We start from the raw sequence: 12,727 nt of genomic DNA on the forward strand, positions 1-12,727 counted from the left end.
GCGGTCCCACCGGTCGTCACAGGTCTTCGAGGGCGACCAGGCCGTCCTGCAGGGCGCGGGCGACCAGCGAGGCCTTCGTCGGGGCCGGGCGGCCGGCGCGGGCGTAGCGGACGCGGACCCGGTCGATGTAGCCCTCGACCGTGCGCGGCGACAGGTTGCACCGGGCCGCCACCAGGTGTTTCGACTCGCACTGGAACCAGGCCAGCAGCACTTCGCGCTCCCGGTCCGTGAGGCGCGGGCGGTCCGGGGTCTCGTCGGCCGACATCGCCCCGGCCAGGGCCGGCGGCACGTACGGCCGGTCCCGCGCGGCCGCCAGCACGGCGGCCACCAGGTGCTCCTCGCCCTCGGCCTTCGTCAGGAACGTGGCGCAGCCGGCCTCCAGGCACCGCAGCGCCGTCTCCCGGTCGTCGCGCATCGTGTACACGACGACCCGGCGGCCGGCGGCGACCAGGGCGGCGATGTCGTCCCACGCGCCCGCGCCGGCGGTGGGGCGCCGGTCGGCCAGGTGGAGGTCGATGACGACGACGTCGGCCGAGCGGCCCGGCGGGGTCCAGGCGACGGCCGGGTCCGGGCCGGCGGCGGCGACGGTGATGCCGGCGGCCGTGAACCAGGCGCGGACGCCGGCCAGGACCACCGGGTGGTCGTCGATGACGGTGACGCTCACAGCGGACACGCCAGCTCCACCAGGGACGCGGCGCCGGCGACGGTCGTGCGGACCGTCAGCGGTGCGGGGACGGGCGGGACGGGTGCGGGCGGGCCCGTGGCGGCGATCCCGACGCGGGCCTGGCCGGCGGTGACCAGGACCGTGACCCGCAGCCGGGTGACCGGGGCCCGGGTCAGGGCGCAGACGACCCGGCACGCGGCCGCGCTCAGCGGGGCGGGCAGAGCGATGTCGGGGTGGACGGCCGGCGCGGCGACGTGGACGTGCACCCCGGCCGCCTGCACCCGGTCGAGGCACGACGCGAGCGCGGCGCCGAGCGGGTCGGGGCCGTCGCGGTACCACTCGGCGAGCAGCCGCCGCACCTGCGCCGCCGCCATGGCACAGCGGGTCCGCAGCGCCGCCGGGTCGGTGTCCGGTGATGCCAGGCCGGCCAGGACCGGCTCGGCGACGGCGGCGACGGCCCGGGAGCGGCGCAGCCGGTCGTCGTGGACGGTGTCGGCGACGACCCGCGCGGTGTGGATCGCGTCGCGTTGCAGGCGCAGCAGATTGGCGGTCCGGGCGATGCGTTCGAGGGCCTCCGCGGCCAGCGCGACCGGCACCTGCAGGCCGAGGATGCCGGCCGTCCGGGACAGGATCAGGACCATTTCGGGGGTACCGCCCGTGCCCGCGACGACAACCGCGCCGCCGACGGGGGCCAGGAGCAGGGGCACGACGATCCGGTGCCGCCGGCCCGAGGTGATCGCCAGCAGCAGCCAGCCGTTGGCGGCCGCGGCCCAGCTGGTTGACGTGTGCTGCTGGGCCGCGGGCACGGTGACGGTGGCGACGGCGGTGCCGGCCAGCGTGGCGGCGACCAGCGTCCACGTCGCGGCCCGGCGGGCCCGGGGGAGGGCCGGCAGCAGGGCGGTCAGGAGCCACACGGCGACGCTGGCGCAGTACGCGGCCCGCTGCGCCCCCGGGTGCCCGTAGCCGGTGGCCGTGTGCAGGGCCGGCGTGCGGTAGAAGACCAGCAGCGTCACGCCGGCGAAGACCCAGGCCCCCCAGCGCAGCGCGGCCCGCACGTCGCTCAGCCGTTCCATGCGCCGCCCCGGTCCGGCCACTGCAGCGAGACGCGGGTGCCGCGGCCCGGTGCGCTGTCCACGGTGGCGCGGCCGCCGGCCCGGCGCATCCGCGCGCCGATCGACACGCGGACGCCGAACCGGTCCGGGTCGACGGTGGCCGGGTCGAAGCCGGGGCCCTCGTCGACGATGTCGATCCGCAGGCCGCCGCCCGGCGGGCGGTGCAGCTCGACGACGGCGGCGCCGGTGCCGGCGTGGCGCTCGACGTTGCGCAGCGCCTCGTCGCGGGCGGCGGCCAGGGCCGCGGCCGCCTCGGCGGGGACCGCGCCCATCGCCTCGGCCCACGCGCCGGGGCCGCCCGGGCCGTCGAGGACGGTCGTGACGCGCAGGGTGAGGCCGGCCGGTACCGCCGTCAGGTCGGCCCCGGGCCACGTCTGCACCGACAGCCGGGCCAGGTCCGCGCGGGCCCGGTCGCGCAGGCCGGTGCCGCCGACGCCGGGGGAGCAGGCCGCGGTCAGGGTCGCGGCGACGGTGTCGTGCAGCTGCGCCATGTGCACCTCGACGTCGGCCCGGCGGGCCGCGGCGACCTGGGCCTCGCGCCGGCCGGCGGTGACGGCGGCGGCGAGCTCGTCGACGCGGCGGCCGCCCCGGGCCACGAGCCAGGCCAGGCACCGGGACAGGGCGCCCTGCCACAGCATGACGATCGCGTGGTCGGCGCCGAGGTTCCAGTCCGGCGCTGGCAGGTTCAGGCCGCCGAGGCGGTCGTCGCCGGTCACGAGCAGGGCTCCGGCGACGACGGCCGCGGCGAGCCCGAGGGTGGTGGCGGCCCCGCCGAGCGGCCGCGTGTACCACTGCACGGTCACCCCGACGATCGACGTCACCTGCCGCGCCCAGTCGTCGAGGTCGAGGTACCCGTGCGGCAGCGACCACACCGGCAGCAGCACGCACAGCGCCCCGAGCAGCACCCCGTCGGCCGCCGTGACGAGCGCCGCCGGCCGCCGCCCGAGCCGGGTCGCGGCCAGGAACGCGGCCTGCCAGGCGACGGCCGCGGCGACGATCGCCAGTGACGTTGCCAGCGGCGCGCCGAGCGGCAGCAGGGCGGTGCACCAGCCGGCGACGACCACCCGCAGGGCGATCGTGAGCCGGGCCGCGCCCGCCGTCACCGACGTCTCGACCGGTCCGATGTCCACCCTCCCGTCCGCGCGCCGCGCCCGACCGATCCGCGGCCACGCTAACCGAGCCGCGCAAGCGATTGAGGGTCGTTCGACGCTCATACGAGCCCCCGCCCGCCCGCTACGGTCCTTCCCGTCCGGTCATGTTGATGTCGCGAGGGGGGAATCAGGTTGTACAGACGCATGCTGCTGGCGGCGGCCGCGATGCTGGCGGGGGCGGTCGGCTTCGCCGCGGGGACGACGGGCGGCCCGGTCAACCCGTGCTCGGTGGGCCGGGACTGCGGCTCGGGCTACATCGTCCAGCACGGCGGCGGGACGGGCGCGCCGGCGGTCTGAGATCGGGGGGAGGCCGGGCCCGGCCGCCGCATCGACGGGCGGCCGGGCCCGCATCCGGACGCCGGCCCGGTTCCACGGCCGCGCGGGCGTCGTTCTCCCTCGCCCGCGTAGCACCGGGCTCAGCAGTGCCAGATCGCCGGTCCGTTGCCGCCGTTGCCGATGATCGTGCGGCCGTCGGCACTGACGTCCACGAGCTCGCCGCCGTTGCCGCCGCCCGGGCCGGTCAGGGTGGCGACGCCGTTGTGCCACAGGGCCGGGCCGCCGGGCAGGTCGGAGGTCACACCGACGGCCACCCCGGTCGCGCTGATCTCGTGCGCGAGGAGCCCGGGCATCGCCTCGACGGCGCCGGTGCGGCGGTTCCAGCGGACGGGCTGCGGCTGGGTGCCGGTGCGCCCGGCCCAGCCGACGATCCAGTCGCCGCTGACGTCCCAGGCCTTGCCGCCCGGGTCGGGTGCGGCCGGCTGGGGCAGTGCGTGGCCGGTCCCGGACGGGTCCCACGTGTACGGCTGCCCGCCGTCGTCGAGGGTGCCCACGACCGTGCCGTCGTCGGCGATGCCGTTCGCGGTCGCCCACTGGCTGCCCCCGGCCAGGACCACCGGGGTCGAGGCGCCCGCCCGCCACAGGACGGCCTTGATCCGGTCGCCGGGGAAGTCGGCGTCGCCGACAACGTCGCCGCGGGCGTTGATGCCGACGGCGTTGCTGGCGGTGGCCCCGGCCGGCAGCGGCAGCCGGGTCAGCTTGCCGTTGCTGAACACCGCGGCCCGGCTCTTCCCGCCGTCGGCCAGCTCGGCCCCGGCGATCACCCCGGTGGCGTTGACGTCGTGCGGTGAGAAGTTACGGCCGCCGCCGGGGGTGGCGGGCGTGCCGTCGGTCCAGACGACCAGCCGCTGCTCGGCCCCGGCTTCGACCAGGCCGACCACATACCGGCCGCCCGGGTCGATCGCGTCCACGGTCAGCGGGCCCGCGGTGGCCGGCGCGGCCAGGGCCGCGGAGGTGCAGTTCGGCGGGGCGACGGTGGCCGGCGGCGGGCCCGGGGGGCTGGCCTCGGTCGAGCCGCCCTTGGAGGGATGGCCCGAGGTGGCCGGGCCGGCGACCACCGGGGGGCCGGCGCCGTCACCCGCCGACACGGCGACCGCGGTCCCGGTCAGCGCGACGGCGCTGAGCGCACCGGCGGCCATCACGGCGACCAGGCGCCGGCGGCGGGCACTGGACCGGGCGACCGCGAGGACCCCCTCGGCCTGCAGCCGCGACGGCGGCACCGCCTGCTCGGCGAGGACCCGCATCGCTTCGTCGGTCATGGAAGGCTCCCTTTCGGTACGGCGGCCGGCCCCTCGATGACCTGCCGGAGCGCCTGCAGCGCATACGCGGTGCGGCTCTTGATCGTTCCCTCGGCCAGGCCGAGGATCTGGGCGACCTCGGCCACGGGCAGGTCGCACAGGTAACGCAGGGTGACGACGATCCGCTGCCGTTCGGGCAGCCGGTGCAGGGCCTGGCGGACCAGCAGCGCGTCGTCGACGCGGCGGCCGTGGTCGCCGGCCCCGGTCTCCGGCGGGCGGTCCACCAGCACGACCCGCGACCAGGGCCGGCGCCGGTCGGCCAGGCAGGCCCGCACGACCATGGTGTGCACGTACGCGTCGAGGTGCTCGACCTCGGCGATCCGCGGCCACCGCCGGTAGAGCACGGTCAGCGCGTTCTGGACCGCGTCGTCGGCCGCGTCGGCGTCCCCGAGCACCAGGTACGCGACCCGGTGCAGGCGGGGTAGCCGGGACCGCACATACTCCACGTAGTCGTGCTCGAGCTCGGCACGCACGCGTTGTCTCCCTCCGTCGGGTGTCCGTATGAGGAATGCGCGGTACACCGGGCCGGGTTCAAAAAATGCAGTGGGAGTTTGGCCGGAGTTCGGGTGCACCCGGCAGGGTGATCGCATGCTGACTCGACGGCAAGTCCTCGGCGGGGCGGCGGTGACGGCCGGCGCGGTGCTGCTGCCGGCCACCGCGGCGTCCGCGCACACCGGCCACGACGATCACGCACACCCCGGCAACCCGGCCACACCGTTCGCGCTCGGCGTGGCCAGCGGCGATCCGCTGCCCGACGGTGTCATCCTCTGGACCCGCCTGCTGCGCGCCGACCGGCCGGACCGGCCGGTCGAGGTGGAGTGGCAGGTCGCGCTCGACGACCGGTTCCGCAAGGTGGTCCGCTCCGGCAAGGTCGGCGCGCGGCCCGAGCTGGCCTATTCGGTGCACGTCGACGCCCGGGGCCTGCAGCCGGCCCGGGAGTACTTCTACCGGTTCCGGGCGCTGGGCGCGATCAGCCCGACCGGGCGTACCAAGACTGCGCCGGCGCCGTGGCAGGACAACGGCCGGCTGCGCTTCGCGATCGTCAACTGCCAGGACTTCCAGAACGGCTACTGGCCGGCCTACGCGGGCGTTACTGCCGAAGACCTGGATGTGGTACTCCACCTCGGCGACTACATCTACGAGTACGACCCGTCGAGCCGCTTCGCCGACCGCAACCACACGACACCGGTGACACCCGGCCTGGATCAGCTCGTCACGCTCGCCGACTATCGGGCCAGGCACGCGCAGTACAAGAGCGACCCCGTGCTGCAAATGGCGCACGCGGCCTTCCCGTGGATCGTCACGTGGGACGACCACGAGACCGAGAACAACTACGCGTCCCTGGTCGACGAGGTCGACGACACGGGCGCGAAGCACCAGTCGCCGGCCGACTTCGCCCGCCAGCGCGCCGCGGCCTACCAGGCGTATTACGAGCACATGCCGATCCGCGCCAACCTGAAGCCGGGCAGTGCGGACCTGCGGATCTTCCGCCGCTTCGACTTCGGCCGGCTGGCCCGGGTCAACGTGCTCGACACCCGGCAGTATCGCACCGACCAGCCCGGCGGCTTCCCCGGCGACTTCGGCCTCGCCCAGGCCGGCACCGCCAACGTCACCGGCACCCTGACCGGCGAGGACCAGGAGCGCTGGCTGGCCGACGGGCTCAACCACTCGCCGGCCCGCTGGAACGTCATCGCGCAGCAGGTGATGATGAGCCGGATCAAGTTCCCCAACCCGACCGGCGGCGTGCCCCCGATCATCGCCAACCTGGACCAGTGGGACGGCTACGCCCCGCAGCGGGCCCGGCTGCTGCAACACCTCGTCGACGCGAAGGTCCGCAACCCGGTGATCCTGGCCGGTGACATCCACTCGACCTGGATGAGCGAGCTGCGGGTCGACTTCGACCGGCCCGAGCAGGCCCCGGTGGCGGTCGAGTTCACGGCCACGTCGATCAGCTCCGACTTCCCGATCGCGTTCGACGCCCCGCTGAAGGCGCTCAACCCGACCCTCAACCCGCACGTGCGCTACTTCGACGGCTCCCGCCGCGGCTATCTGCGCTGCACCGTCGACCGGCACGAGTGGCGGACCGACGCCCGCACCGTCGACACGATCGACGTCCGCCAGACGCCGGTGACCACGACCGCGTCCTACGCCGTGGCGGCCGGCACCTCGGCCCTGCACGCCGCCTGATCGACGCACCGGCACCGGGCGGCTGCGCTCCGCAGCCGCCCGGATTTTTCGTGGCCGCGGAAGGAACCAGGCGTCTCGATCGAAACGTCATGAGAGTGTGCGAACTCGGATGGCGGCGGCGTTGCTCGGCGCGGCAGTGGTGCTGGGCGCGGCGGTCGACCTGGTCTCGGCGGCCGCGGGCCGGCCACAGCCCGCGGTGATCCGCACGGACTACACCACGCCCTCGTGCCCGAGCCGCTCGGCCGCCCGGTCACCGGCGCCGTCGCACCGGGCCCTGCCGCCCGGCCGCCGCTCGACCTGGCACTGCCACCGCCCCAAGGGCCACCCGATGCACCCGGTGCGCCCCGACCGGCCCGGCCCCCGGACCCTGGCCCGATGAAGCGGCCCCTGGACTGGTCGCTGCTGCACGGACCGGTGCCGTTCGCGGTGTCCGCGGCCGCGATCGTCGCGCTCGGCCTGCTGCTGCACGGCGTCGCCCGCCGCCGCCCCGGCCGCGCCCTGGTCACCTGCGGTGTCGCCGCGACCCTGGCCCTGACCGCCGGCTACCTCGTCGACCGGGTCTGGCGGCCGTTCCCCGACCGGCTGCCCACGATGGTGCTGGTGTGGGCCGGGCTGGGCCTGGCCGCGGTCGGGCTGGCCGCCCTGTGGTGGCCCGGCTCCCGCACGCTGCGGCGGCTGCTCAGCGTGGTCGTGGCCGGGGTCGCGGTGCTCGGCTGCGCCTCCGAGATCAACGCCATGTTCGGGCAGTACGACAGCCTCCGGGCCGCGCTCGGGCTGCGCCCGTCCAACGCCATCAGCGTCGCCGACGCCACCGTGGCCGCGCCCCGGCTGGTCACGCCCGCCCCCGGGCGCGGCCTCGCGCCGGTGTGGCGGCGCCCGGCCGAGCTCGGCCTGCACGGGCGGCTGATGAACACGCCGATCCCGGGGACCCGGTCCGGGTTCACGGCCCGCCCGGCCTGGGTCTACCTGCCCCCGGCCTACCTGTCGACGCCCCGGGCCCAGCTGCCGGTGCTCGTGCTGATCTCCGGGCAGCCGGGGACGCCGCGGGACTGGCTCGACGGCGGGCACGTCGAGACGCTCATGAACGACTTCGCCCGCCACCACGACGGGCTCGCCCCGATCGTCGTCATGCCCGACGGCCTCGGCTCGGTGATGGCCAACCCGCTGTGCATGGACTCGAAGCTCGGCAACGCCGAGACCTACCTCGCCGATGACGTCCCGGCCTGGCTGCGCGAGCACCTCGACGTCGACCCGGACCCGCGGCACTGGGCCGTCGGCGGCTACTCCTACGGCGGGACCTGCGCCCTGCAGCTCGGCGTCCGGCGGCCCGACCGATACCCGACGTTCCTGGACATCTCCGGCCAGGACGAGCCGACCCTGAACGACCGCAAGAGCACCGTCGCGGCCGCGTTCGGCGGCGACGCGGCCGCCTTCGCCCGGGCCAACCCGCGCGACATCCTGGCCGCCCGGCAGTTCCCCGACAGCCTGGCGCTGCTGGTCTCCGGGCGGGACGACACCGACTACGGGCCGCAGCAGAAGCGGATGCGGCTGGCCTGCGAAGGCGCCGCGATGCGGGTCGAGTGGTGGGAGCTGCCGGGCCCGCACAGCTGGGCCGTCTGGGGCCAGGGCCTGGTCGTGGCGCTGCCCGTGCTCACCGCCCGGCTGGGCCTCACCGCCGGGGAGCCGCGATGATCGCCGCGCTCGTGACCACGGCCGCCGTGTTCGGGCTGGCGGTGCCGTTCGCCCGGCGGATCGGCCGGCTGCGCACGGCCGCCGTGCTCGCCGGGCTGGAGCTCGTCGTCGTGCCCGCCGCGCTGGCGCTGCTGGCGGTGCTGGACCGCATCCCCGGCTGGTGGGTGCCGCCGCCCGCCCCGGCCCCGCTGGTGCGCACCCTGCTGACGATCGGGGCACTGCCGGCGGTGCTCGGGCTGACGCTCGCCGGCAGTGCCGTCCTGGCCCCGCTGTGGCGGCGGCGGACCCGGCTGCTGCTGGTGCCCGCGTGCATGATGCTGCTCTACGCCGGCCGGCCCGCCGACTTCGCGCTGCTCGTGTGCGCCGGGGCCGGGCTGGCGGTAGGGCCGCTGCTGCGACGGCGGGGCAGTGGCGGGGTGCCGGTTGCTCCCAGTACCCCCGAAATCCGCACGTTATTGGCGCTCGTCGTCGCCGCCGGTGCCGTCGGGCCCCTGATCGCCGTGCTCGCGGCCGAGCCCCAAGGACCCCTCGCGGTGCTCCGGTTCGTGGTCCTGGCCACGCCGCCGGACGTCACGGAACTGCAGGCCGCGTGCACCGACCCGGAGCTGCGCGCCCAGTGCCGGTCCCTGGTCGCGCAATTGCGGGCCGACGGGCTCGGGCCGCTGCTGCTGTCCGTGCTGCCGGTCGGGCTGCTGCTGCTCGCGGCCGAGGGGCTGCGGCGGGGCCGGCGGCTCGGGCTGTGGCTGGCCGTGGCCGCCAACGTGGTGCTGGCCCTGGCCGGGGCGCTCGCGTTCGACCTGGTGCCGCGGCTGCGCGCGCCCGGTGCGCCGTTCGACGACCCGGCCGAGGCGGTGGCCGTCGTCGCGTCCGTGGCCCTGCCGCTCCTCGTCGCCGCCCTGCTCGCCGCCCACCGGCGCTACTTCCCGGCCCGTTCCGACCCGGCGCGGGTGCGGGCCGCGTGGGCGTTCGGGGCCGGCGGGCCGCTGCTGGCGTGCGGGGTGTACCTCGCCGGCGGCTGGCTGCTGCGCCACGAGCTCGAGCCCGTCCCGACCTTCACCGGTCTCCTGCTGGACCTGCCGACACGGCTGCTGCCGGTCGGCTACCTCGACGCCGTCCCGCCCGCGTTCGTCGCCCGCTCCCCGGCCGCCACGGTCCTGCTCGGCTGGGCCGGGACCGCGGCCTGGCTGGCGGTGCTCACCGGCATCGCCCGCACCTACGCCGGCGACCGCGCCCCGGCCGCCGCCGACGACGCCGCCCGCGCCCGCGACCTGCTCGTCCAGCACGGCGGCGACGCCCTGTCCTACATGCTGACCTGGCCCGGCAACACCTACTGGTTCAGCGCCGACGGCCGCACCGCCATCGCCTACCGCGTCCACTCGTCGGTGGCCCTCACCCTCGGCGGCCCCGTCGGCGACCCGGCCGGCCGCGCCGCCGCGATGGAGGCGTTCAGCCGCGACTGCCTGGCCCGCGGCTGGCGCCCGTGCTTCTACAGCATCGACGAGGAGACCGCGCGATCCCTGGCCGCGGCCGGGTGGAGCCTGGTCCAGGTCGCCGAGGAGACCCGCGTCGGCCTGCCCGCCCTGACGTTCCGGGGCCGGCAGTGGCAGGATGTGCGCACCGCCCTCAACCGGGCCGCCCGCGACGGCCTCACCGCCGAATGGCACCGCTTCCGCGAAGCCCCACCGGCGATCGCCGCCCAGATCCGGGCTGTCTCCGACGAGTGGACGGACGCCAAGGGCCTGCCGGAGATGCGCTTCACCCTCGGCGGCGTCAACGAGCTCAACGACGACGCGGTGCGCTGCCTGATCGCTGTGGACGCGGCCGGCCAGGTTCACGGCATCACGAGCTGGCTTCCGGTGTACTGCGAGGGCGCCGTCAAGGCCTGGACGCTGGACGTGATGCGCCGCCTCCCGGGCAGCGCCAACGGCGTCATGGAGTTCCTGATCGCCACCGCCGCCCAGCAGTTCCGCGACGAAGGCGCCGAATACGTGAGCCTCTCCGGCGTTCCCCTGGCCCTGCGCGAACCACCCCCACCAACCGGCCTGCCCCACCTCCTGCACCACGCCGCGACCCGCCTCGAGCCGGTGTACGGTTTCCGGGCCCTCCTGGCCTTCAAATCCAAGTTCCAACCCCAGTACCGCCCCCTGTACCTGGCCTACACCGACCCGGCCGCCCTACCCGCGATCGGCACCGCCGTCCTGCGCGCCTACCTACCCGAACTGACCGCTACCCAGAGCGTCCGCCTGGCCCGCCGCCTACTGCGCTCCTAACCCGACCCACCTCGCACGCCCACGACCGCGCTCACGACTTGGGCGCGGCTTCCCCACGACGGCCGCCCCACTGGCCGGCCTGCTTCGTGCTCGTGTCTGCGTCCGCGCGTTGCTTCACGTCCGCGCATCGCTTCGTGCTCGCGTCCGCGTTCGCGCATCGCTTCGTGCTCGCATCCGCGTTCGCGCATCGCTTCGTGCTCGCGTCCGCGTCCGCGCATCGCTTCGTGCTCGCGTCCGCGTCCGCGCATCGCTTCGTGCTCGCGTCCGCGTTCGCGCATCGCTTCGTGCTCGCGTCCGCGTTCGCGCATCGCTTCGTGCTCGCGTCCGCGTTCGCGCATCGCTTCGTGCTCGCATCCGCGTTCGCGCGTTGCTTCCTGTCCGCGTCCGTGCGTTGCTTCGTGCGCGCGTCCGCGCGCTGTTTCGTGCGCGCGTCCGTGCGCTGTTTCGTGCGCGTGTGCGTTTGCGTGCGTTGGTTCGTGTGCGCGTCCGCGCGCTGCCGCTGTGTGCCTGTGTGCGGTGTGGTCGGCGGCCGGGTCGTTGGGGGCTTGGGCGGGAAGGGTCCGGTTTGGGAGGCCACCTCCTGCGCGTCGCCTTCGAACTCGCCGCGCAGCGTTGGGCTGACACGTTCCAAAACAAGATCCTCGTGCGCACCATCCGAGTGGTTGACACGTTTCAGAATGGGATTCAGGATGGGGTGGTGACGCTACTCATACCGCCGCACGCACCCCGGGCGTGCGCATGACTGACGTTGGCTCGCGTCCGACTGTGGCCCTGGTGGGGACGCTTGATACCAAAGGTGCTGAGTACGAGTGGGTGGCTGAGCGGCTCGCTCGGCACGGGGTTGGGGTGCTGGTTGTCGACGTCGGGATTCGGCCGGGTGTTGGGTTTCCGGCGCCCCTGACGCCCGTGGCGCCCTCGTCCGTGATCGGGCAGGAAGACGTCGCGGCCGCGGCTGGGACCAGCATTGCCGCGCTTCGGGACGGGAACGATCGTGGGGTTGCGGTCACGGCCATGGGGGAAGGGGCCGCCGCTGTGCTCGCGCCGCTCGTCGCCCGGGGGGCTGTGCACGGTGTGCTCGCGCTCGGGGGGAGCGGTGGGTCGTCCATCGCGGCCCGGGCGGTCCGGGATCTGCCCATCGGGCTGCCGAAGCTGATCGTGTCCACGATGGCGGCGGGAGACGTTTCGCCGTACGTGGGGGCGGCGGATGTGACCATGATGTACAGCGTGGTCGACATTTCGGGCATCAACCAGCTCTCCCGGGCCATCCTCGGCAACGCCGCGGCCGGGATCGCGGGGATGGCGGCCGCCTACTCGCGGCGGGAGGCCGTCGCCGACGATCGGCCCCTGGTGGCCGCGTCCATGTTCGGGGTCACCACGCCGGCCGTCGACGCCGCCCGGGGGCGGCTGGAGGAGCTCGGCTACGAGGTGCTCGTCTTCCACGCCACCGGGTCCGGTGGGCGGGCCCTGGAGGGGCTGGCCCGCTCCGGGCTCCTCGCCGGCGTGCTCGACCTGACGACGACCGAGCTCGCCGATGACCTCGTCGGGGGTGTGCTGTCGGCGGGGCCGGACCGGCTCACCGCGGCCGGAATCGCCGGCGTTGCGCAGGTGGTCAGCCTCGGGGCGCTCGACATGGTGAACTTCGGGCCCCGGGAGACGGTACCGCCGGCCTTCGCGCATCGGCAGTTCTTCGTGCACAACCCGACCGTCACCTTGATGCGGACCACCCCTGAGGAGAACGCGGAGCTCGGGCGCCGGATCGGGCGGAAGCTCGCGGCCGCCACCGGGCCGACCGTCCTCGCGGTGCCCCGGGGCGGGGTGTCCGCGCTCGACGCCCCCGGGATGCCGTTCGAGGACCCCGACGCGTCCAAGGCGCTGTTCGACGCGGTACTCCACGAGGCCGGCGCGGTCGAAGTGGTCGACTCGCCCCTGCACATCAACGATCCCGAGTTCGCGGTCGCCGCGGCCGAGCGGCTGCATGCGCTCATCGCGGCCCAGCGCTCGACGGCGGTGGTGTGAG

The 12,727-nt window shown here is 75.4% G+C and carries 12 protein-coding genes; 7 read left to right on the forward strand and 5 right to left on the reverse strand.

From position 1 onward, the window contains the following. Positions 1-16: 16 nt before the first annotated feature. Genes ACIA8L_RS37230 through ACIA8L_RS37240 form a run of 3 tightly spaced genes read right to left on the reverse strand, consistent with a single transcriptional unit; the run spans position 17 to position 2,906 of the window. Positions 17-673: a response regulator gene (locus tag ACIA8L_RS37230; protein ID WP_395912005.1), complete on the reverse strand. Its 657-nt coding sequence runs from the start codon at positions 671-673 to the stop codon at positions 17-19. Further along, positions 661-1,737, reverse strand: a complete 1,077-nt coding sequence (locus tag ACIA8L_RS37235) for a hypothetical protein (protein WP_395912007.1) — start codon at positions 1,735-1,737, stop codon at positions 661-663. Before ACIA8L_RS37235 ends, ACIA8L_RS37230 begins: the two co-directional genes overlap by 13 nt. Continuing rightward, positions 1,725-2,906 carry an ATP-binding protein gene (locus tag ACIA8L_RS37240; protein WP_395912008.1) on the reverse strand — a complete coding sequence of 394 codons (1,182 nt, stop codon included), beginning with the start codon at positions 2,904-2,906 and terminating at the stop codon, positions 1,725-1,727. The genes ACIA8L_RS37235 and ACIA8L_RS37240 overlap by 13 nt, the downstream gene beginning before the upstream one ends. Before the next feature lie 153 nt (positions 2,907-3,059). Here ACIA8L_RS37240 and ACIA8L_RS37245 point away from each other — a divergent pair, with 153 nt between their 5' ends. Continuing rightward, positions 3,060-3,224, forward strand: a complete 165-nt coding sequence (locus tag ACIA8L_RS37245) for a hypothetical protein (RefSeq protein ID WP_395912010.1) — start codon at positions 3,060-3,062, stop codon at positions 3,222-3,224. A gap of 119 nt (positions 3,225-3,343) precedes the next feature. Here the strand turns inward: ACIA8L_RS37245 and ACIA8L_RS37250 are convergent, their stop codons facing one another. After that, positions 3,344-4,522 carry a hypothetical protein gene (locus ACIA8L_RS37250; protein WP_395912012.1) on the reverse strand — a complete coding sequence of 393 codons (1,179 nt, stop codon included), beginning with the start codon at positions 4,520-4,522 and terminating at the stop codon, positions 3,344-3,346. Next, a complete protein-coding gene (locus ACIA8L_RS37255) occupies positions 4,519-5,034 on the reverse strand; it encodes a SigE family RNA polymerase sigma factor (protein ID WP_395912014.1) in 516 nt (171 codons plus the stop codon). Before ACIA8L_RS37255 ends, ACIA8L_RS37250 begins: the two co-directional genes overlap by 4 nt. Before the next feature lie 115 nt (positions 5,035-5,149). On the opposite strand from ACIA8L_RS37255, the gene ACIA8L_RS37260 reads away from it, so the two are divergent. From ACIA8L_RS37260 to ACIA8L_RS37285, 6 genes are all read left to right on the forward strand, one after another. After that, positions 5,150-6,748, forward strand: coding sequence for an alkaline phosphatase D family protein (locus ACIA8L_RS37260; RefSeq protein WP_395912016.1), 1,599 nt, complete (start codon positions 5,150-5,152; stop codon positions 6,746-6,748). Between the two features lie 109 nt (positions 6,749-6,857). Further along, on the forward strand, positions 6,858-7,127 hold the full coding sequence (locus tag ACIA8L_RS37265; RefSeq protein WP_395912018.1) for a hypothetical protein: 270 nt from the start codon (positions 6,858-6,860) through the stop codon (positions 7,125-7,127). Next, positions 7,124-8,440, forward strand: a complete 1,317-nt coding sequence (locus ACIA8L_RS37270; RefSeq protein WP_395912019.1) for an alpha/beta hydrolase-fold protein — start codon at positions 7,124-7,126, stop codon at positions 8,438-8,440. The genes ACIA8L_RS37265 and ACIA8L_RS37270 overlap by 4 nt, the downstream gene beginning before the upstream one ends. Beyond that, the gene (locus tag ACIA8L_RS37275) at positions 8,437-10,710 is read left to right on the forward strand and encodes a bifunctional lysylphosphatidylglycerol flippase/synthetase MprF (RefSeq protein WP_395912021.1); all 2,274 of its coding nucleotides are present in this window, start codon (positions 8,437-8,439) and stop codon (positions 10,708-10,710) included. Before ACIA8L_RS37270 ends, ACIA8L_RS37275 begins: the two co-directional genes overlap by 4 nt. Positions 10,711-10,802: 92 nt before the next feature. Next, on the forward strand, positions 10,803-11,411 hold the full coding sequence (locus tag ACIA8L_RS37280) for a hypothetical protein (RefSeq protein WP_395912022.1): 609 nt from the start codon (positions 10,803-10,805) through the stop codon (positions 11,409-11,411). A gap of 37 nt (positions 11,412-11,448) precedes the next feature. Beyond that, positions 11,449-12,726, forward strand: coding sequence for a Tm-1-like ATP-binding domain-containing protein (locus ACIA8L_RS37285; RefSeq protein WP_395912024.1), 1,278 nt, complete (start codon positions 11,449-11,451; stop codon positions 12,724-12,726). The last annotated feature ends 1 nt before the right edge of the window (position 12,727 follow it).

The sequence above is a fragment of the Dactylosporangium sp. NPDC051541 genome (genome assembly GCF_044454505.1).
GTDB lineage: Bacteria > Actinomycetota > Actinomycetes > Mycobacteriales > Micromonosporaceae > Dactylosporangium.